A 19,290-nucleotide genomic window follows, 5' to 3' on the forward strand; every position below is an offset into this window, starting at 1 on the left:
TGCCCCCTTAATTGCGGGGGCAGAATAGCAGAAACCGGGCCGCTTATGCGACGCCGAGATCCTGCGAGCGGCAACGCAGCATTTTGTAGAAGGTTGCCGCGGCCGCCAGCAGGGCGGGCAGGCTAAGGATCATCAAAATGCTGTCTGCCTGCCACTGCATGGAGAGAAGCTGCGCGCTGGTCATGGTGCCCGCCACGCCACCAAAGCGGCCAATGCCCTGCATCCAGGCAATGCCCGTTGCGCGACACTCGGTAGGATAAAAGGTGGCTGCCAGCGTCTGCATTCCCGATTGTGCGCCGTTCATCGCGATCCCCATCAGGAAAATCAAGCCGCCAAACAGGGCGATATGGTTATGTTCAATGCCGAGCGCCAGAATGAGCAGCATGGTCAGGACAAAGCCACCTGCGACCACTTTGTGTGCCTCCCAGCGATCCATCATCCAGCCCGCGAGAAGGATGCCTGCGGTACCGCCGAAGGTGAACAGCGAGGTGAGCCATGCGGATTCCGCGAGGGGATAGCCCATCCCCAGCATCAGTGTCGGCATCCAGCTAAGCAGGACGTAATAAATCACCAGCCCCATAAAATAGGTTACCCATAGCATCAGGGTGCCGGGCAGCCAGGGCTGTGAAAACAGCTGTGCTACGCTCCCTTTTTTGGCGGCGACCCGATCCTCTGCAAGGAAGAAACCGGTGACGCCATCGAGGGTCGTGCGGGCGAAACGGCTGGCGATACGGTGGATCTGCATCACGTCTTTCCCGCGTTGCACCAGGTACTTTACCGATTCCGGTAAAAACAGCATCAGCAGCAGCGTTAATATCAGCGGTGCTATCGCGCCGGTCAGCAGTACGCTTCGCCAGCCATGATGCGGGATAAGCCAGGATGATATCGCCCCACCGCCGGCCGCGCCCAGCGGGAAGCCGCAGTACATGGTATTAATCGCCATGGCGCGACAGCGCTGAGGGGCAAACTCTGAGATGAGGGTGATGGCGTTCGGCATGGCGGCACCCAGCCCCAGGCCCGTCAGAAACCGCCATAGCGTCAGGGTGTTAAGGCTTTGTGCCCAGGCCGTCCCCAGGCTTGAAAGGCCGAAGAACAGACAAGAAAAGACCAGTACGCGCTTGCGGCCTATCCGGTCCGATACCGGGCCTGCGACCAGCGCTCCCAGCGACAGCCCGAGCAGTGCTGCGCTCAGTACCGGTCCCAGATCCTGTTTGTGTATGCCCCATTCTGCCGACAGCGTGGGCGCAATGTAGCCCATTGCTGCGGTATCAAAACCATCGATCGCCAGCACCAGAAAGCCCAGCACGATGAGCACCCAGTGAAACCCGGAAAAGGGACTGTCGTCGATCACCTGCTGAATATCCACCTGACCTGAATATCTCATACGCTCCCCTCTGATGTGATGGTGTTTTTGTGTTCTTGTATTTGCTTGTCTATACAATTGCGTGCGGCACAGGTATGTCAAATTTTCTTATCCAATATATTACCTAGATGTTATTTTTGACAAAAAAAAGCGCCCGAGGGGAGTTCGGACGCGAGGAGAGGGGAAGGGGAATCAAACGGGCGTCAGGCTGCGTCACCCTGGGCAAGCGGTGCCAGTGCTGCGGGTAATTTACCCAACTCCTGCACCAGGGAGTCCTTGCTGATTTCGCGAATCGTTTTTGCACCGGTCAACGTCATCGCCACTTTCATCTCTTTTTCGATCAGGTTGAGCAGATTCGCCACCCCTGCCTGACCAGCCGTAGCCAGTGCATAAAGATATGCGCGTCCGAGCAATACGCTGTCTGCGCCAAGGGCAATCATACGCACCACGTCAAGCCCGTTGCGGATACCGCTGTCGGCGAGGATAGCGATATCACCTTTCACCGCATCGGCAATCGCCGGCAGTGCGCGTGCGGAAGAGAGTACCCCGTCAAGCTGACGTCCGCCGTGGTTAGAGACCACAATACCGTCAGCGCCAAAGCGCACGGCATCGCGGGCATCTTCCGGGTCGAGGATCCCTTTGATCACCATTGGGCCGTCCCAGAATTCGCGGATCCACTCCAGGTCTTTCCACGAGATGGACGGATCGAAATTATTCGCCAGCCAGCCGATGTAATCTTCCAGCCCGGTGGGTTTACCGAGATAGGCCGAGATATTCCCCAGATCGTGCGGGCGACCATTCACACCGACATCCCAGGCCCATTGCGGGTGCGTTACTGCCTGCCAGTAGCGACGCAGGGCAGCATTTGGGCCGCTCATCCCGGAGTGGGCATCACGGTAACGGGCGCCAGGCGTCGGCATATCAACGGTAAAGACCAGCGTTGAACAGCCCGCGGCTTTGGCACGCTCCAGCGCGTTGCGCATAAAGCCGCGATCGCGCAGGACGTACAGCTGGAACCACATCGGACGCTGGAGGGTCGGGGCCACTTCTTCAATCGGGCAGACGGAGACGGTGGAGAGGGTAAACGGAATACCTTTGGCATCCGCTGCCCCTGCCGCCTGGACTTCACCCCGGCGGGCGTACATGCCGCACAAACCGACTGGCGCAAGGGCCACCGGCATGGAAAGCGTTTCGTTAAACAGCGTTGTCTCAAGGCTCAGCTCAGACATATCTTTCAGCACGCGCTGGCGCAGCGCCACTTCCGACAGATCTTCCACGTTGCGGCGCAGGGTGTATTCGGCATAAGCCCCACCGTCGATATAGTGGAACAGGAACGGCGGCAAAATGCGCTGCGCTGCGGCGCGATAGTCACTGGCTGCTGAAATAATCATGCTTTGTTCTCCCTGGAAATATCACTGTCGCCAGGCAGACGGGTAATACGCGCCTGTCGGGCCTGATCTTCATCGAATCGTTTAATGGTGGTGTGCACGAACCCCAGATGCGCCATCATCGCTTTGCGCGCGGCTTCAGCATCCCCGGCCAGAATGGCGTTGAGTACCGCCTCGTGCTGTTCGGTCAGTTGGGCAAATACCGGCGGGACCAGATACATACGCTGGCGGCTCTGCTTCACGGAGGATTGCAGCAGATCGAAGAAACCACGCATGGTCTGGAGCAGAACGACGTTGTGCGACGCTTCGGCAATCGCCAGATGAAACCGCACGTCCGCCTGCGAGGCGATGTCCGGGTCGCTGCTTTGGGTGGCGTCAAAGCAGGCTTTGAGCTTCTCTTTGTCGGCTTCAGTGGCCCGCATGGCCGCATGCCAGGCGGTACTGGTTTCGATGGCGTGCCGCGCTTCAATGATGTCGAAGCTGTAGTCCGGGTCGTTTTCCATCAGCGTTTTAAGCGGCTGCACGATGTTTTGCTCGGACCAGTCATCGTGCTGCCAGCGGACAAAGGTGCCGCCGCCCCGACGGCTTACCAGTACCCCTTCGCTGACCAGCGTCGCCAGCGCCTCACGCAGTGAGTTACGAGATACACCGAGTTGGGCGGCGAGCTGGCGCTCGGCGGGCAATTTCATGCCCGCTTCCAGCTGTTGTTCTTCAATCAGCGCCCGTACGCGAGAGGCAATCTCGTCGGACAGGCGTCTGGGCATGACTATCATGGGATCATCCAGGTTAAGACATAGGCCTGCAGGGTCGTGATCACCCCGACCATACAGGTGAATATCAGGCTGTGTTTCACGGTAAAGCGGAACAGGTCCGACTCTTTACCGACCAGTCCCACCGCCGCACAGGCAATGGCGATGGATTGCGGTGAGATCATCTTGCCGGTCACGCCGCCGGTAGTATTGGCGGCCACCAGAAGGATGTCCGACACGCCAATCTGCTGGGCTGCCGTCGCCTGCAGGGCCGCAAACAGGGCGTTAGATGAGGTATCTGAACCGGTCAGGAACACCCCCAGCCAGCCGAGGAACGGCGAGAAGAACGTGAAGGCGTGGCCGGTATGCGCCAGCGCAAGCGCCAGTGTCGATGACAGGCCGGAATAGTTCGAGATAAACGCGAACGCCAGCACCATGCCGATGGAGTAGATCGGCAGCATCAGTTCCTTAATGGTAGCCGCAAAAGTCTGTACTGCAGCCGCTGGCTTCATGCGTAACCACACCACAGACAGGATAGCGGCAAACAGGATTGCGGTGCCGGTTGCCGAGAACCAGTCAAATTTATACACCGCGGCATACGGCGTGGCGGTGTGCACCACGGGCGGCATACGGGCGACCATCTTGTCGAGGAACGGCACGGAGATGTTAATGACCATCTCATACAGTGCGCCACCCGGTGCGAACAGGGCCTTAAACGGTGGAATACTCCAGAGCGTAACCGTGGCGGTCAGGAACAGGAACGGAGACCATGCGCGAATGATTTGTCCCGCGGTATAACCGGTACGTGCCAGGGTTTGATCGACGTGTGAGGCACCCATATCGGCGAAACGGAATATGCGTACCGGCTGCCAGCGTTTCAGGAACAGCGTCAGGCAGACCAGCGACACCAGTGAAGAGATAATGTCCGGCAATTCGGGGCCGAGGAAATTCGAGCTGAGATACTGGGCAATGGCAAACGAGCCGCCAGCGACGACCACCGCAGGCCATGTCTCTTTCACGCCGCGCCAGCCATCCATAATCGCCATGATCCAGAACAGCACGATGATGGTCAGGAACGGCAGCTGACGGCCAACCATCTGGCCAATTTCAAAGCTGTCCAGACCGGTGACCTGCCCGGCGACCAGAATCGGGATCCCCATCGCACCAAACGCCACCGGCGCGGTGTTAACGATCAGACAAAGACCTGCGGCGTAAAGCGGGTTGAACCCCAGCCCGACTAACAGCGCCGCGGTGATGGCAACCGGTGCGCCAAACCCGGCCGCCCCTTCCAGAAAAGCCCCGAAGGAGAAACCGACAATCAGCATCTGCAGACGCTGGTCCGGGGTAATGGAAAGTATCGATGAGCGGATAATGTCGAACTGCCCGGTTTTCACCGAGATTTTGTAGACAAAGACCGCCGCGATGATGATCCACGCAATCGGCCACAGGCCGTAGAAGAAGCCATAGACGACGGAGGCCAGCGCGCGATCGACCGGCATTTTATAGAAGAACAGTGCCACCATCAGCGCAATGGCAACGGTGTACGTCGCGGCCAGGTATCCCTTCAGCTTGAGCTTAATCAGCGCAAAGAAGAAGAACAGGATCGGAAGCGATGCGATCAGGCTCGACAGCCAGATATTGCCAGCCGGATCGTAGTTTTGTTGCCAGAGGCTCATGCAGGTCTCCTGGGGACCAGACAGTCTGCGTAGCGGGTGAGTCTCCGCTCATCTCTGCGTCACAAACTGTGTAAAAGTGGTCCTGCCAATATTGTGTTGTAGGGTGAATGACAATAAATGGTTAACCAGTTGTTATGAGTCGGCAATGATTTTGTGAGGGGAATTAGTGGAATTGTGAACCAGGAAAGTGATTACCGGGAGATTGGTTGGGCCAATTTTAAGTGGTGAGGGGGCGATGCGGTGTGGTTTTCGCCCTCTCGCCTGGGAGAGAGGGCGGGGGACGATCAAAACGCGGTCTTACAAAAACCCGTCATCTCTTTCAGACCCATTTCGCGACCAAGCTCGGTCATTGGATGAACCACCACCAGGCCACGGACGCTTTTCTTCAGCTTGCCCATGTCGGCCTGCTCTTTTTTAGTGATGGCACGACGGTGCGGCATGCTCAACAGCTTTTGGGCTTCGTTGCTCAGCTTCTGGCCTTTGACTTCGCGCAGACGCTCGATTTCCGCTTCAAGCTTCTCACTCTCTTTCTCCAGCTCGGCATACTTCTCGGCGGACTCAACCAGCGAGAGACCAGCCATCTGGTGGCGGATCAGATCCAGGCGGTCGCTCAGGCGTTTAATTTCGTTCTTTTCGACTTCTTTCATGACAAATAACTCTGAAAACGGGGAATTTACAGGGAAGGATACACCAATGTGAGCAGGCTTACTTCTGAAACGCTTTTTTTAAGCTGATTCGGGAAATCAGCTCAGTCAGGGAAAGGACCATTGTGGAACGGACAACCTGTTGATAACGCAGCTTTTGCATTGCGTACAGCTCAGGGTCACTGTTATCAAAATGGGGAGCAGGGGGAAGCGCGGTGACGCAGTGTAGCTCGCCGAAGGGGCCAAGGATCTCATCATCGGTAAAGGTGTACTCATTACCGTCATGATTTAACTCTTCGCGCAGTGCCATCAGCAGCTCGGCATCTTCATACTCCTGTCGGTTCAACACGCCAAGACCATAAATCAGCTTCAGACGTACCGATAAATCGCCCAGCGGTCCGTCTCCGTCCAGTAACGGTTCTACAGCATATTTTACCGCGTAGTCGTCTTTGCGAAACACCTGAAGTACCAGAATATTCACCGCCTCGGTTAGCAACTCGACGGCGGCAATCAGGAAACTTCGTACGGTTTTGCCAGCATTCAGACGCTCAAGCACACGATTTTCAAAGGCCTGGGTTTGTTCCATTATTGCCTGCATATCTGACAATCTGTTATTTGGGCGCAGGCTATCCTGCGCCGCACTCTGCATCATTTGATTGCGTTGTAAGCGTTCACCGCCTCCACAACCACGTCGCTGTTGGCATCCAGACCAGAGATCTGCGCCAGCGCACCCTGCGGGCCTTTATCGTTAATCAGCTGAGCCAGCTCCTGCGCCTGTGGATCCTGTTCGCTGCGGTAATGCATCGCGGCGGCAATCCCTTTCACCAGGTTGGCGTGCGCAAGACCATACTCCAGCGTGCCCAGCAGCGGTTTAATCAGGCGATCGCCCGCGCTCAGTTTACGCAGTGGCTGACGGCCTACGCGCTCAACGTCATCTTTCAGATACGGGTTTTCAAAACGACCGAGGATTTTCTGGATGTATGCTGCATGTTTCTCAGCATCAAAACCGTAGCGTTTGATCAGCACCGCGCCGCTCTCTTCCATTGCCCCTTTAACCACCGCACGGATGCTCTCATCGAGGATCGCGTCACGAATGGTCTGATGACCGGCCAATTTTCCGAGGTACGCGGTTATAGCATGCCCGGTGTTCAGCGTGAAGAGTTTACGTTCGACAAAGGCCATCAGGTTATCGGTTAATTCCATCCCCGGAATGGTTGGCAGCGCGCCTTTAAACTGGGTTTTATCGACGATCCACTCGCTGAAGGTTTCCACGGTCACTTCCAGCGGATCGTGGGTGGCGGATTCTGATGGCGGAACGATACGGTCAACGGCGGAATCCACAAAGCCGACGTGCGCTTCCACCCAGGCTTTATCTTCGTCCGCGACGGCGGCGAGCACATGGCCTTTCAGCTGCGTGGTGCCGCGCACCATGTTTTCACAGGCGATGATGTTCAGCGGTGTGTCGATGCCCTGCGCTTTACGTTTTGCCAGGCCTTTCGCCACCGCAGGGGCAATGCGCTCAAGCACCACCGGGCCAACGGCCGTGGTCACCAGATCGACACTGGCGATGAGGTCGATAACGTCTTCGCCAATGCTGCTTACCGCATTAACGCCAGACACCGTCTCAACCTGCTCGTTTTCGCCTACCACGTGTACCTGATAGCTATGACGGGCATTCAGGGCATCCAGGACTACCTGATTCACATCGGCGAATGTCAGCGTAATGCCTGCGTCTGCCAGCAGTTTACCGATAAAGCCACGACCGATATTACCTGCGCCAAAATGTAATGCTTTCATAGTATTAACCTTAATCAATGTTTTTACCCGAGAGGGCTGGGGTGAGGCTTTGCCCTCACCCTAACCCTCTCCCCACAGGGGGAGAGGGAAGAGGTTCCGTTACTTGTTCAACAGCGCCAGCACTTCTTCCACGCTGGTGGTGTTGGCCAGACGTTCAATGACAGAGTCGTCATCCAGCGCGTTGGTCAGGCTGGTAATCACCTGGATGTGCTCGTTGTTGCGAGCGGCGATACCAATCACCAGGCGGGCGATGTCGTCTTCTTCTTCACCGAAGCGTACACCATCCGGATACTGGCAGAACACCACGCCGGTTTTCAGTACGCGGTCTTTCGCTTCAACCGTACCGTGTGGAACCGCAATGGATTCACCCAGATAGGTTGGGGTCAGCTTTTCACGCTCCAGCATCGCGTCAACGTATTCAGGCTGCACGTAGCCGCCTTTCACCAGCTGTTCACCGGCAAAGCGAATCGCCTCTTCCTTGTGGGACGCCGTGCGGCCCAGGAAGATGTTTTCTGCGCCCAGGCGGAACAGGTGGCTGTCGTTCGCGTCAAAGCTGTCTTTCAGGCTGTCGCGGACTTTGACTTCGTTATCTTCATGCCGCTGTGCGGCCACCAGACGTTCGGTCAGGTTGGTGTACAGGCCGCTGTCCAGGAAGTTGGTCAGCGAAATGTGCTGTGCCTGAGGAACCTGACGCATCGCACGTTCGGTCAGATCGCGGTGCGTAATCACCAGGTCAACATCTGCAGGCAGGCTGTTGATGGCGCTGTTGGTGACGGAGATGTTGGTCAGACCCGCATCCTGCACTTTCTTACGCAGCACGCCGGCACCCATGGCGCTGGAACCCATACCCGCGTCACAGGCCACGATGATTTTACGTACGTGGCTCAGGTCGTTAGAGACATCGCCCGCCGCCAGCGGCGTGGCGCCTTTTGATTCGGCTTTCATGTCATGCATACGACGGGTTGCCGCTTCGATATCGTCATCTTCTTTCACTTTGCTGGTTTTCAGCAGGATAGAAGAGACCACGAAGGAGACGGCCATTGCCGCACAGATGGCTGCGATGTTAGCGAAATAGGCACCTTTCGGGGTCATCGCCAGGACCGCCAGGATTGAGCCTGGAGAGGCCGGAGAAACCAGACCACCGCCCAGCACGCTCAGGGTGAACACGCCCGTCATACCGCCGAGGATAACGGCCAGGATCAGACGTGGGTTCATCAGCACGTATGGGAAGTAAATTTCGTGGATACCGCCCAGGAAGTGGATGATAGCCGCACCGCCCGCAGACTGTTTCGCACTGCCGCGACCAAAGAACATGTACGCCAGCAGAACACCCATGCCCGGGCCCGGGTTGGCTTCAATCAGGAAGAAGATGGACTTGCCGAGGTCATGAGACTGCTGAATACCCAGCGGTGAGAAGATACCGTGGTTAATGGCGTTGTTGAGGAACAGGATTTTCGCCGGTTCAACAAAGATAGACGCCAGCGGCAACATGTCGTGCGCAACCATGAAGTTAACGCCTGCCGCCAGAACTTTGGACAGCACTTCAACCGCAGGGCCAATGCCGAGGAACGCCAGAATCGCGAGGATCATACCGATGATGCCCGCAGAGAAGTTGTTCACCAGCATTTCGAAGCCGGATTTGATCTTACCATCAACCCAGACGTCGAATTTCTTAATTGCCCAGCCGCCCAGAGGGCCCGCAATCATTGCACCGAGGAACATCGGCATATCCGCACCGACGATAACCCCCATCGTCGTGATGGCACCCACAACGCCACCACGGTCTCCACCCACCAGACGACCCCCGGTAAACCCGATAAGCAGCGGCAGCAGGTAGGTAATCATTGGGCCAACAAGTTTCGCCAGCGTTTCGTTAGGCAACCACCCTGTCGGAATGAACAACGCAGTGATGATACCCCACGCGATAAACGCGCCGATATTTGGCATCACCATATTGCTGAGGAAACGACCAAAGCTTTGAACTTTGATCTTGAAATCGGATGACATAAAACACCCCTTCTTCTGTTTACGCTTAGGCTTGCGGCCCGAGGTTTATTGTTAATGAGGCGGCAGAGGTAGCCGGGCCCTGTTCTGATGCTGTGAAATCTGGCACTGAATCGTTCAACTGTCCAGACGACGGAAATTTGTGTGATATGAATCACGTAAATGTAGGGGGTGCAGACATGAATGAAGTGATCTTCGTCACAAAAATGGTGGATAAAAAAAATACGATGGCGATAAATAAAGCAAAAACCACCCACTTCTGTGATGTAAATCACATTTGGTTGTCGTGAGTTTGTTTCTGGATTGTGACTAATTTCACAAAAAATTTTTATGCAGAATTCTCCGGATGTGATCGGCGACAAATTCTGCCTGGCGATTCAACGCCAGGATGTCATGAAGTCACACATAAAGCTAAAAAATGACTTTTCATGTGTGGTATGGCGAAAAGCAATAAGGTACGTTACGCTCATATTGTAAGGTTAAGTCTATTATTATTCAGGATATATTTTGACACGCTTATAAACTTGCATGGAGATATTATAAAAAACGATACTCCCCGGCTCTGAAATATAAGTACACCTCGTATTTATAAAAAATTAATTAGGTTGCGTACCGTTTTATTAATTTAATGAGTTGACGTTGTTTAAGTGAGGAGAATATGTTTCTCAACTATTTTGCGCTGGGCGTATTGATTTTTGTATTTCTGGTTCTTTTTTACGGAATCATCGCCATCCATGATATTCCTTATAATATGGCCAAAAAACGGAATCATCCCCATGCGGATGCCATTCATACGGCGGGATGGATTAGCCTGTTTACGCTCCATGCGATTTGGCCGTTCCTGTGGATTTGGGCCACGTTGTACCGCGAAGATCGCGGCTGGGGGATGCAGAACCACATCTCAAAACCTGATGAGGTCCCGGGTATGGATGCTCTGACTAAACGTGTGGCCGAATTAGAACAAAAACTGGCAGCGGTACCTCCCACGGCTGACAAGAATACGCTGGAGCACTAATCATGGATCTGCTGATTATTTTGACCTATGTGGCCTTTGCCTGGGCCATTTTTAAAATATTCCGTATTCCGGTAAACCAGTGGACCCTCGCGACCGCAACATTAGGTGGGGTGTTTATTGTCGCCGGGCTTATCCTGTTGATGAACTATAACCATCCCTATACCTTTACGGCGCAAAAAGCGGTTATTTCCATTCCGATTACGCCGCAGGTTACTGGGGTAGTGAGTGAAGTTACCGATAAAAATAACCAGCTAATTAAAAAAGGCGAAGTGTTATTTAAACTTGATCCGGGCCGCTATCAGGCGCGCGTCGACAGACTGCAGGCCGACCTGGTCACCGCCACGCACAATATCGACAATCTCAAAGCGCAGCTTGCGGAAGCGGTCGCCAATACCACGCGCGTGTCTGCTGAACGTGATCGCCTGTATAAAGATTACCAGCGCTACCTGAAAGGCAGCCGGGCAAAGGTTAACCCGTTCTCTGAAAGCGATATCGACAACGCACGGCAAAACTATCTGGCGCAGGATGCGCTGGTAAAAGGCTCGGTGGCTGAACAGACGCAAATACAAAGTCAGTTAGACAGTATGGTCAACGGTGAGCAATCCCAGGTTGCTTCCCTGCGTGCTCAGCTTGCTGAAGCGAAATACAACCTGGATCAGACCGTGGTGCGTGCGCCGAGCAATGGCTATATCACGCAGGTGCTGATTCGTCCGGGGACCTATGCTGCCGCGCTGCCGCTGCGCCCGGTCATGGTCTTTATTCCTGAACAGAAACGCCAGATTGTGGCCCAGTTTCGTCAGAACTCGCTGCTGCGTCTGAAGCCGGGCGACGAAGCGGAAGTGGTCTTCAACGCGCTGCCGGGCCAGGTCTTCTCCGGCAAGCTCACCAGCATTCTGCCGGTGGTGCCGGGGGGGTCATACCAGGCGCAGGGTGCGCTGCAGTCGCTGACCGTGATCCCTGGCACCGATGGCGTATTAGGCACTATCGAGCTGGAACCGAATGCTGATGTCGATGCGCTGCCCGACGGCATTTATGCTCAGGTGGCGGTCTATTCGGATCACTTTGCTCACGTCTCGGTAATGCGCAAGGTGCTGCTGCGTATGACCAGCTGGATGCACTACCTCTATCTCGATCACTAACCCCTTCAGGGCAGGAATGCGACACGCATACCTGCCCTTTTTTCATCGCTTGATCCATACTGACTTTTTTCGGCATCAAGGATCAGGCAATGAAACTTATCGGCAGCTACACCAGTCCCTTCGTGCGAAAAATCTCGATTCTCCTGCTGGAGAAAGGGATTGAATTCGAGTTCGTCAATGAACAGCCTTATCACGCTGAAAACGGTGTGGCGCAGTACAACCCGCTGGGAAAAGTGCCGGCGCTGGTAACAGACGAAGGCCAGTACTGGTTTGATTCCCCCATTATTGCGGAGTACATCGAGCTGCTCGGCGTGGCCCCGGCGATGTTACCGGCCGATCCAAACGCGGCGCTGGCAATGAAGCAAATTGAAGCGCTGGCCGACGGTATTATGGATGCGGCGTTAACGTCCGTACGCGAGCAGGCAAGACCCGCCGCCCAGCAGTCTGAAACGGAACTGTTACGCCAGCGTGAAAAAATCAGCCGCAGCCTGGACTGGTGCGAACAGCTTATCCGGGAGGGAAAAATTCAACCCGATAGCCTGAACCTGGCAACGATAGCCATTGCCTGCGCCATCGGTTATCTCAATTTCCGGCACGTTTCCCCCGGCTGGTGCGTCGACCGTCCATTGCTGGTGAAGCTTGCAGAAACGCTCTTTCAGCGCGAGAGCTTTGCCCGTACCGAACCGCCAAAGGCTTGATGCGGGTTATAACACTTCGCAGCAGGAGGCGGTACAATCCCTTCTTATGTTGACTCCCTCTCCCGTCGGGAGGGGGGATGATATTTACTCGCCAGGCGCTTTCATGACAACTCATCACTCCCTGTACAGCCAGATCCCTGCAACCGACCGTCTTCTTCGCGAGCCGCGCGTGCATGCTGCCGTTGCGCGGTTCGGCCATACCGCGACGGTTGAAATATTACGTCTGCTTCAGGACGAAGCCCGCAGCCATATTCAGACAGAAAATGCATTGCCGGACTGGTGTGCGGCGTGGGGGCAGGAAGTGGAACTGAGGCTCGAGGAGAAAGCACAAAGCGCGTTACGCCCGGTCATCAACCTGACGGGAACCGTGCTGCACACCAACCTTGGTCGCGCTCAACAGGCAGAAGAGGCCGTCGCTGCAGTCGTGCAGGCCATGCGTTCCCCCGTGACGCTTGAGTACGATCTGGACGGCGCAGGGCGCGGACATCGCGATCGGGCGCTGGCGGACCTGCTCTGCGAGCTGACCGGCGCAGAAGATGCCTGCATCGTGAATAACAACGCGGCGGCGGTACTGTTAATGCTGGCAGCGACCGCCAGCGGTAAAGAGGTGGTGGTTTCCCGTGGCGAGCTGGTCGAGATTGGCGGTGCGTTTCGCATTCCGGATGTTATGCGCCAGGCGGGCTGTACCCTGCATGAAGTGGGCACCACCAACCGCACGCATGCAAAAGATTATCGCGCAGCAGTGAATGAAAATACCGGGCTACTGATGAAGGTCCACACCAGTAATTATCAGATAGCCGGATTCACCAAAACCGTTGAAGAGGCGGAGCTGGCGGAGCTGGGCCGTGAGCTGGGTGTGCCGGTGGTGGCCGACCTCGGTAGCGGTTCGCTGGTCGATCTGAGCCAGTACGGTCTGCCAAAAGAGCCCATGCCGCAGGAGATGATTGCGGCGGGCGTCAGTCTCGTGAGTTTCTCCGGCGACAAACTGCTTGGCGGCCCGCAGGCGGGGATTATCGTGGGTAAACGTGCGCTTATTGCGAAGATGCAGCAGCACCCGCTCAAGCGTGCACTGCGGGCCGATAAAATGACGCTTGCCGCGCTGGAAGCGACGCTGCGCCTTTATCTCCACCCGGAAAAACTGGCTGAACGTCTGCCCACGCTGCGCCTGCTGGCCCGTGATGCCGCCTCAATTCGCGCCCAGGGTGAGCTGCTCTTGCCACACGTTGCGCCGCACTACCCCGATTTTGACGTGCGCCTTGAAGCTTGTCAGTCGCAGATCGGCAGCGGTTCACTGCCGGTGGACAGGCTGCCCAGCGCGGCGCTCACGTTTACACCCCGTGACGGGCGCGGCAGCCAGCTTGACGCTTTGTCGGCGCGCTGGCGTGCCTTGCCAGCACCGGTTATCGGGCGCATTTACGATGGCCGAATGTGGCTGGATCTACGCTGTCTTGAAGATGAAGCGCGATTTCTGGAGATGCTGTTGAAATGATTATTGCCACCGCCGGTCACGTCGACCACGGAAAAACCACCTTATTACAGGCCCTGACCGGGGTGAATGCCGATCGTCTGCCGGAAGAGAAAAAACGCGGCATGACCATCGATCTGGGCTATGCCTACTGGCCTCAGCCTGATGGCCGGGTGCTGGGTTTTATTGATGTACCGGGACACGAGAAGTTTCTTTCTAACATGCTGGCGGGCGTCGGTGGTATCGATCATGCCCTGCTGGTGGTGGCCTGTGATGACGGCGTGATGGCGCAAACGCGTGAACATCTGGCAATTTTACAGCTGACGGGCAACCCGCAGCTGACCGTTGCGCTGACCAAAGCTGACCGCGTCGATGAGGCGCGACTCAACGCGGTGCGTGAAACCGTGCAGGCGACCTTGCGGGAGTATGGGTTTGCCGATGCGCCATTGTTCGTTACCGTGGCGACAGAAGGGCGCGGTATTGACGAACTTCGCCACCATTTGCAGCAGCTTACTTCACGCGAGCATGCCAGCCATCATCGTTTCCGTCTGGCGATCGACCGGGCCTTTACCGTTAAAGGCGCGGGGCTGGTGGTCACCGGTACCGCGCTGAGCGGTGAAGTGAACGTGGGCGATACCTTATGGCTCACGGGTGCCAACGCCCCGATGCGTGTGCGCGGTTTGCATGCGCAGAACCAGCCCGTAGAGCATGCCCATGCCGGGCAGCGCATCGCGCTCAATATTGCGGGCGATGCGGAAAAAGAGAAGCTTAACCGTGGCGACTGGCTGCTGGCCGGTGTACCGCCAGAGCCTTCTGAGCGGGCGATCGTCGCCCTGCAGACGCATGTGCCGCTGACCCAATGGCAGCCGCTGCATATCCACCATGCGGCCAGCCATATCACCGGGCGCGTGTCACTGCTGGAAAACGACCTTGCCGAACTGGTTTTCGATTCGCCGCTGTGGCTCGCGGATAATGACCGTCTGGTACTGCGTGACATTTCGGCCCGGGAGACGCTGGCCGGGGCGCGGGTGGTCACGCTCAACCCGCCGCGTCGCGGCAAGCGCAAGCCGGAGTATCTGCAATGGCTGGGAGCGCTGGCGCAGGCCGCGGATGATAAAGCCGCGTTGCTTGTTCATCTTGAGCGTGGTGCCGTCAATCTGAGCGATTTCGCATGGGCTCGTCAGCTCAGCGCGGAAGGATTACGCCTGCTGACCCAGGAGCCTGGTTTTATTCAGGCGGGTAACAATTTACTGAATGCCCCGGTCGCAGCATGCTGGCAGCGCAAGGTACTGACCACGCTCGCCACTTACCATGAACAGCATCAGGATGAACCCGGCCCGGGACGTGAACGCCTGCGACGCATGGCGTTGCCGATGGAAAACGATGCGCTGGTGCTGCTGTTGATTGAAAACATGCGCGAAAGTGGGCTGATAAAAAGCCACCACGGCTGGCTGCATCTGCCGGATCACAAAGCCGGGTTCAACGCCGGGCAAGAGGCGATATGGCAGAAAGTGGCCCCGCTGTTTGGCGACGAGCCGTGGTGGGTTCGCGATCTCGCACGTGAAACGAATACCGACGAACAGGTGATGCGCCAGGTGTTGCGCCATGCGGCGCAGCAGGGGTTAATCGTCGCGATCGTGAAAGATCGTTATTACCGTAACGATCGCATTGTGGCGTTTGCTAACCTGATCCGCGAGCTGGATCAGGCGCGAGGCACGACCTGCGCAGCAGATTTTCGCGATCGGCTGAACGTCGGGCGCAAGCTGGCGATTCAGATCCTGGAATATTTCAACCGCATCGGCTTTACCCGTCGTCGTGGCAACGATCATTTATTGCGGGATTCGTTATTATTTCCTGAAACTCCGTGACCCCCGTCGTAAACACCGTTACCGGCTGGCGAGAAAATCGCCAGCCGGAACTACCCTTGTTGTACACCAACAGCAAGGAGACGGTCATGACAAACAATCCTCCCTCATCGCGTATCCAGCCTGGCGAGTATGGTTTTCCCCTCAAGCTGAAGCCCCGTTATGAAAACTTTATCGGCGGCGACTGGGTTGCACCCGTCGGCGGCGAATACTATTCCAATCTGACGCCCGTTACCGGCCAGCCGCTGTGTGAGATAGCCAGCTCCGGCAAGGGGGATATCGATCTGGCGCTGGACGCCGCGCACAAAGCCAAAGACAAATGGGGGCATACCTCTGTTCAGGACAGAGCGGCGATATTGTTCAAAATCGCTGACCGGATGGAACAGAATCTGGAGCTGCTGGCTACGGCGGAAACCTGGGATAACGGCAAGCCAATCCGTGAAACGATGGCGGCAGACGTGCCGCTGGCCATTGACCACTTCCGCTATTTTGCCTCCTGTATTCGCGCTCAGGAGGGCGGAATTAGCGAGGTAGACAGCGACACCGTGGCGTACCACTTCCACGAACCGCTGGGCGTGGTGGGGCAGATCATTCCGTGGAACTTCCCGTTGCTGATGGCGAGCTGGAAAATGGCGCCCGCGCTGGCGGCGGGTAACTGCATTGTGCTCAAACCGGCCCGCCTGACCCCGCTGTCAGTCCTGCTGCTGATGGAAGTCATTGGCGACCTTCTCCCGCCAGGCGTGATTAACGTGGTGAACGGGGCGGGGGGTGAGATAGGGGAATATCTGGCGACCTCAAAACGGATCGCCAAAGTCGCGTTTACCGGGTCGACGGAAGTGGGTCAGCAGATCATGCAGTACGCGACCCAGAACATCATTCCAGTGACCCTGGAGCTGGGCGGTAAATCGCCGAACATTTTCTTCGCCGACGTCATGGAGGAAGAGGATGCCTTCTTCGATAAAGCCCTGGAAGGCTTTGCGTTGTTTGCTTTTAACCAGGGTGAAGTCTGTACCTGCCCAAGCCGCGCGCTGGTGCAGGAGTCTATCTATGAGCGCTTTATGGAGCGAGCCATTCGCCGCGTCGAGTCTATCCGCAGCGGTAACCCGCTTGATAACGTGACCCAGATGGGCGCGCAGGTCTCGCACGGGCAGATGGACACTATCCTCAACTACATTGATATCGGCAAGAAAGAAGGGGCGGATGTCCTGACCGGCGGTCGGCGTAAAATGCTGGGCGGCGATCTGCAGGACGGATATTACCTGGAGCCGACGATCCTGTTCGGCAAAAACAACATGCGCGTCTTCCAGGAGGAAATTTTCGGACCGGTGCTGGCCGTCACCACCTTCAAAACGATGGAAGAGGCGCTGGAGATTGCTAACGATACGCCGTATGGCCTCGGGGCTGGCGTCTGGAGCCGCAACGGTAATCTGGCTTATAAAATGGGGCGGGGCATTCAGGCCGGGCGCGTGTGGACCAACTGCTACCATGCTTATCCGGCGCACGCGGCCTTTGGGGGCTATAAGCAGTCGGGCATCGGGCGTGAAACCCACAAGATGATGCTGGAGCATTATCAGCAGACGAAATGCCTGCTGGTGAGTTATTCCGATAAACCACTGGGGCTGTTCTAACCCTCCAGCTCAGGCTGCCCCTGGGCAGCCTGAGCAATTTGCTGACGCAGGCAGTTCAGTACGCCGTCCAGAATGTACTGCACGCGCCAGGGCTGGTATTCACGTTTGCGGAATATCGCCGTCAGGTCGAGCCACCACTCTTCCTGATGGGGGAAGCAGGGAACCAGAGAACCACTCTTAAGCTCTTTTTTCAGGCTTTCTTTCGGCGCAAAAACAATACCGAGATTATTTCGTGCCAGTTCCAGCGCCGTCTGCGTATTGTCGCAAATATAATTTCCGGTCACTCTGTAATCATATACGGTCTCACTACCGTGGACGCGAAAACGCCAGATGTTCGCCTCATCCACCAGCATCGAGTCTATTAAAATACAGGAGTGATTAATTAAATCTTCAGGTCCGGTTAAGGGGTGGTTTTTCAAATATTCTTCTGTGGCAAATGCCGTGACGGAATATTTCGTTAACACACTGGCGACCAGACTTTCATCTTTCGGCTGAGCATAGGTAATGAGAATATCGCAATCATCGGGGAACGAGACCCCTTCGGAATATTCATTACGATCCAGGTTGTACGTTTTTAACGAGATGCGGATATCACCGATGTCCTCAATCTGATGGATCACGTGTCGCGCCAGATACATCACGATACCCGTTGGGGCGTAAATGGTCACTTTTCCGCGCTTCTCATGCTTATAATCAGCAATGAAATTAATGAGCTGGCTATTTTTATCCAGCGTGGCGTCAATGTAGGGGAGTAACGCTTCGCCAAACTGGGTTAGCGCCAGCTGACGGGTCGTGCGCTCAAATACCTTAAGACCGACACGCGTTTCAAAATCAGAAAGGTATTTACTGACGTTAGCCTGTGCCATGCCCAGCAGGGCGGCGGCATCGCCAATACTGTGGGTGGCTGCGATGACGGAAATAATTTTTAACTCGCGTGGCTTTAGCTGGAACTTATTCATCATGCGCACCCATCTATATGTTTTTATATATAATATTATATAAACTGCAGCGTTGCATTGGCAAATTTGTAACCATTATTATTCGCCTCGCTTGTTTGGCGTCTAAATGGATTACATGTAATGACTATTAAATACAATTTACTCATCGCAGCCACGTTATTTGCAACATCATCTGCAATGGCTGGTGACTTTTCACTTGGGGCGGGGGCTGTATTTAATGAGTCGCCTTATAAAGGTTATAACGAAAATACCACGGCGGTACCGTTAATTAGCTATGAAGGCGACCGGTTTTATATTCGCCAGACCACCGGCGGATGGATCCTGTGGAAAGACGAAAAAAATGAATTCAGCATGACCGCATCGTGGATGCCACTGCGATTTGATCCTGAAGATAACGACGACGCTCAGATGAAACACCTCGATGAGCGTAAAGCATCAGCGTTTCTCGGCGGGGCGTACTACCGCCATGAACACTGGGGCTCGCTGAAAGTGGCGGTCTCGGGGGATGCGATGGATGAGAGCGGCGGCGTGATCGGTGAAATCTCATACTTCCGTCCGGTTCGGATGGAACGTCTGACGCTGACGCCATCGGTAGGTATTTTCTACAGCGACGAAAGCTATAACGATTACTACTACGGTGTATCCGGCAATGAGTCTCGCCGCTCAGGCCTCAATGAATACACCGCAGGTGATAGCTGGACGCCGTATGTGGGTCTCGCGGCTAAATATCAGTTAACCCAGAATTTGTTTATCAACGCCAGCGCGGTCTATACCGTGTTACCTGACGACGTGAAGAACAGTCCGATGATCGACCGCGAAGACAGTTTCGCGCTGATGACCGGCATGTCCTGGCGTTTCTGATCTAAAGCCGGGTGGCGATTGCCTTACCCGGCCTCGGTT

Annotated in this window: 16 protein-coding genes; 7 read left to right on the forward strand and 9 right to left on the reverse strand. The window is 55.8% G+C overall.

All coding sequences use genetic code 11. From position 1 onward, the window contains the following. Nucleotides 1–43 precede the first annotated feature (43 nt). The 8 genes from BJP35_RS04075 to BJP35_RS04110 all read right to left on the reverse strand — a co-directional run bounded on the left by BJP35_RS04075 (nucleotide 44) and on the right by BJP35_RS04110 (nucleotide 9,624). Complete coding sequence (locus BJP35_RS04075) at nucleotides 44–1,384, reverse strand: aromatic acid/H+ symport family MFS transporter (protein WP_047742783.1); 1,341 nt, start codon at nucleotides 1,382–1,384, stop codon at nucleotides 44–46. Between the two features lie 182 nt (nucleotides 1,385–1,566). After that, the gene (gene lldD / locus BJP35_RS04080) at nucleotides 1,567–2,754 is read right to left on the reverse strand and encodes an FMN-dependent L-lactate dehydrogenase LldD (RefSeq protein WP_014168083.1); all 1,188 of its coding nucleotides are present in this window, start codon (nucleotides 2,752–2,754) and stop codon (nucleotides 1,567–1,569) included. Further along, entirely contained in the window at nucleotides 2,751–3,524 is a 774-nt protein-coding gene (gene lldR / locus BJP35_RS04085) for a transcriptional regulator LldR (protein WP_014168084.1), read from the reverse strand. Before lldR ends, lldD begins: the two co-directional genes overlap by 4 nt. Continuing rightward, the gene (gene lldP / locus BJP35_RS04090; RefSeq protein WP_020882668.1) at nucleotides 3,521–5,176 is read right to left on the reverse strand and encodes an L-lactate permease; all 1,656 of its coding nucleotides are present in this window, start codon (nucleotides 5,174–5,176) and stop codon (nucleotides 3,521–3,523) included. The genes lldR and lldP overlap by 4 nt, the downstream gene beginning before the upstream one ends. Before the next feature lie 284 nt (nucleotides 5,177–5,460). Beyond that, nucleotides 5,461–5,823 (reverse strand): YibL family ribosome-associated protein, encoded by a 363-nt coding sequence (locus BJP35_RS04095; RefSeq protein WP_014168086.1) that lies wholly within the window; start codon nucleotides 5,821–5,823, stop codon nucleotides 5,461–5,463. 58 nt (nucleotides 5,824–5,881) lie between these two features. Next, complete coding sequence (gene mtlR, locus BJP35_RS04100) at nucleotides 5,882–6,469, reverse strand: mannitol operon repressor MtlR (protein ID WP_025206446.1); 588 nt, start codon at nucleotides 6,467–6,469, stop codon at nucleotides 5,882–5,884. Next, nucleotides 6,469–7,617: a mannitol-1-phosphate 5-dehydrogenase gene (gene mtlD / locus BJP35_RS04105; protein WP_020882667.1), complete on the reverse strand. Its 1,149-nt coding sequence runs from the start codon at nucleotides 7,615–7,617 to the stop codon at nucleotides 6,469–6,471. The genes mtlR and mtlD overlap by 1 nt, the downstream gene beginning before the upstream one ends. 99 nt (nucleotides 7,618–7,716) lie before the next feature. After that, nucleotides 7,717–9,624, reverse strand: a complete 1,908-nt coding sequence (locus BJP35_RS04110; RefSeq protein WP_014168089.1) for a PTS mannitol transporter subunit IICBA — start codon at nucleotides 9,622–9,624, stop codon at nucleotides 7,717–7,719. A 655-nt stretch (nucleotides 9,625–10,279) separates the two neighbouring features. On the opposite strand from BJP35_RS04110, the gene BJP35_RS04115 reads away from it, so the two are divergent. The 6 genes from BJP35_RS04115 (at nucleotide 10,280) to BJP35_RS04140 (ending at nucleotide 17,431) form a co-directional block, all read left to right on the forward strand. Then, nucleotides 10,280–10,636: a DUF3302 domain-containing protein gene (locus BJP35_RS04115; RefSeq protein ID WP_014168090.1), complete on the forward strand. Its 357-nt coding sequence runs from the start codon at nucleotides 10,280–10,282 to the stop codon at nucleotides 10,634–10,636. 2 nt (nucleotides 10,637–10,638) lie between these two features. Next, entirely contained in the window at nucleotides 10,639–11,775 is a 1,137-nt protein-coding gene (locus BJP35_RS04120) for an HlyD family secretion protein (RefSeq protein ID WP_014168091.1), read from the forward strand. Nucleotides 11,776–11,864: 89 nt separating this feature from the next. Further along, on the forward strand, nucleotides 11,865–12,473 hold the full coding sequence (locus BJP35_RS04125; protein WP_014168092.1) for a glutathione S-transferase: 609 nt from the start codon (nucleotides 11,865–11,867) through the stop codon (nucleotides 12,471–12,473). Between the two features lie 103 nt (nucleotides 12,474–12,576). Beyond that, nucleotides 12,577–13,962 (forward strand): L-seryl-tRNA(Sec) selenium transferase, encoded by a 1,386-nt coding sequence (gene selA / locus BJP35_RS04130; protein WP_086462920.1) that lies wholly within the window; start codon nucleotides 12,577–12,579, stop codon nucleotides 13,960–13,962. Then, nucleotides 13,959–15,806 carry a selenocysteine-specific translation elongation factor gene (gene selB, locus BJP35_RS04135; RefSeq protein ID WP_047355983.1) on the forward strand — a complete coding sequence of 616 codons (1,848 nt, stop codon included), beginning with the start codon at nucleotides 13,959–13,961 and terminating at the stop codon, nucleotides 15,804–15,806. The genes selA and selB overlap by 4 nt, the downstream gene beginning before the upstream one ends. Before the next feature lie 86 nt (nucleotides 15,807–15,892). Continuing rightward, the gene (locus BJP35_RS04140) at nucleotides 15,893–17,431 is read left to right on the forward strand and encodes an aldehyde dehydrogenase family protein (RefSeq protein ID WP_020882663.1); all 1,539 of its coding nucleotides are present in this window, start codon (nucleotides 15,893–15,895) and stop codon (nucleotides 17,429–17,431) included. Here the strand turns inward: BJP35_RS04140 and BJP35_RS04145 are convergent. Further along, complete coding sequence (locus tag BJP35_RS04145; protein ID WP_062777982.1) at nucleotides 17,428–18,393, reverse strand: LysR family transcriptional regulator; 966 nt, start codon at nucleotides 18,391–18,393, stop codon at nucleotides 17,428–17,430. The two genes, BJP35_RS04140 and BJP35_RS04145, sit on opposite strands and share 4 nt — an antisense overlap. Before the next feature lie 117 nt (nucleotides 18,394–18,510). On the opposite strand from BJP35_RS04145, the gene BJP35_RS04150 reads away from it, so the two are divergent. After that, nucleotides 18,511–19,251, forward strand: a complete 741-nt coding sequence (locus BJP35_RS04150) for a MipA/OmpV family protein (RefSeq protein WP_014168097.1) — start codon at nucleotides 18,511–18,513, stop codon at nucleotides 19,249–19,251. Nucleotides 19,252–19,290 lie beyond the last annotated feature (39 nt).

It is taken from the genome of Enterobacter sp. J49 (genome assembly GCF_002148625.1).
Lineage (GTDB): Bacteria > Pseudomonadota > Gammaproteobacteria > Enterobacterales > Enterobacteriaceae > Enterobacter > Enterobacter ludwigii.

Bases quoted from the DNA above. Each gene is read 5' to 3' on its own strand.
- mtlD (WP_020882667.1), bottom strand. From the start codon at position 7,617: ATGAAAGCATTACATTTTGGCGCAGGTAATATCGGTCGTGGCTTTATC.
- BJP35_RS04125 (WP_014168092.1), top strand. From the start codon at position 11,865: ATGAAACTTATCGGCAGCTACACCAGTCCCTTCGTGCGAAAAATCTCG.
- lldR (WP_014168084.1), bottom strand. From the start codon at position 3,524: ATGATAGTCATGCCCAGACGCCTGTCCGACGAGATTGCCTCTCGCGTA.
- lldD (WP_014168083.1), bottom strand. From the start codon at position 2,754: ATGATTATTTCAGCAGCCAGTGACTATCGCGCCGCAGCGCAGCGCATT.
- BJP35_RS04110 (WP_014168089.1), bottom strand. From the start codon at position 9,624: ATGTCATCCGATTTCAAGATCAAAGTTCAAAGCTTTGGTCGTTTCCTC.
- lldP (WP_020882668.1), bottom strand. From the start codon at position 5,176: ATGAGCCTCTGGCAACAAAACTACGATCCGGCTGGCAATATCTGGCTG.
- BJP35_RS04115 (WP_014168090.1), top strand. From the start codon at position 10,280: ATGTTTCTCAACTATTTTGCGCTGGGCGTATTGATTTTTGTATTTCTG.
- selA (WP_086462920.1), top strand. From the start codon at position 12,577: ATGACAACTCATCACTCCCTGTACAGCCAGATCCCTGCAACCGACCGT.
- selB (WP_047355983.1), top strand. From the start codon at position 13,959: ATGATTATTGCCACCGCCGGTCACGTCGACCACGGAAAAACCACCTTA.
- mtlR (WP_025206446.1), bottom strand. From the start codon at position 6,469: ATGCAGAGTGCGGCGCAGGATAGCCTGCGCCCAAATAACAGATTGTCA.
- BJP35_RS04075 (WP_047742783.1), bottom strand. From the start codon at position 1,384: ATGAGATATTCAGGTCAGGTGGATATTCAGCAGGTGATCGACGACAGT.
- BJP35_RS04095 (WP_014168086.1), bottom strand. From the start codon at position 5,823: ATGAAAGAAGTCGAAAAGAACGAAATTAAACGCCTGAGCGACCGCCTG.
- BJP35_RS04145 (WP_062777982.1), bottom strand. From the start codon at position 18,393: ATGATGAATAAGTTCCAGCTAAAGCCACGCGAGTTAAAAATTATTTCC.
- BJP35_RS04140 (WP_020882663.1), top strand. From the start codon at position 15,893: ATGACAAACAATCCTCCCTCATCGCGTATCCAGCCTGGCGAGTATGGT.
- BJP35_RS04120 (WP_014168091.1), top strand. From the start codon at position 10,639: ATGGATCTGCTGATTATTTTGACCTATGTGGCCTTTGCCTGGGCCATT.
- BJP35_RS04150 (WP_014168097.1), top strand. From the start codon at position 18,511: ATGACTATTAAATACAATTTACTCATCGCAGCCACGTTATTTGCAACA.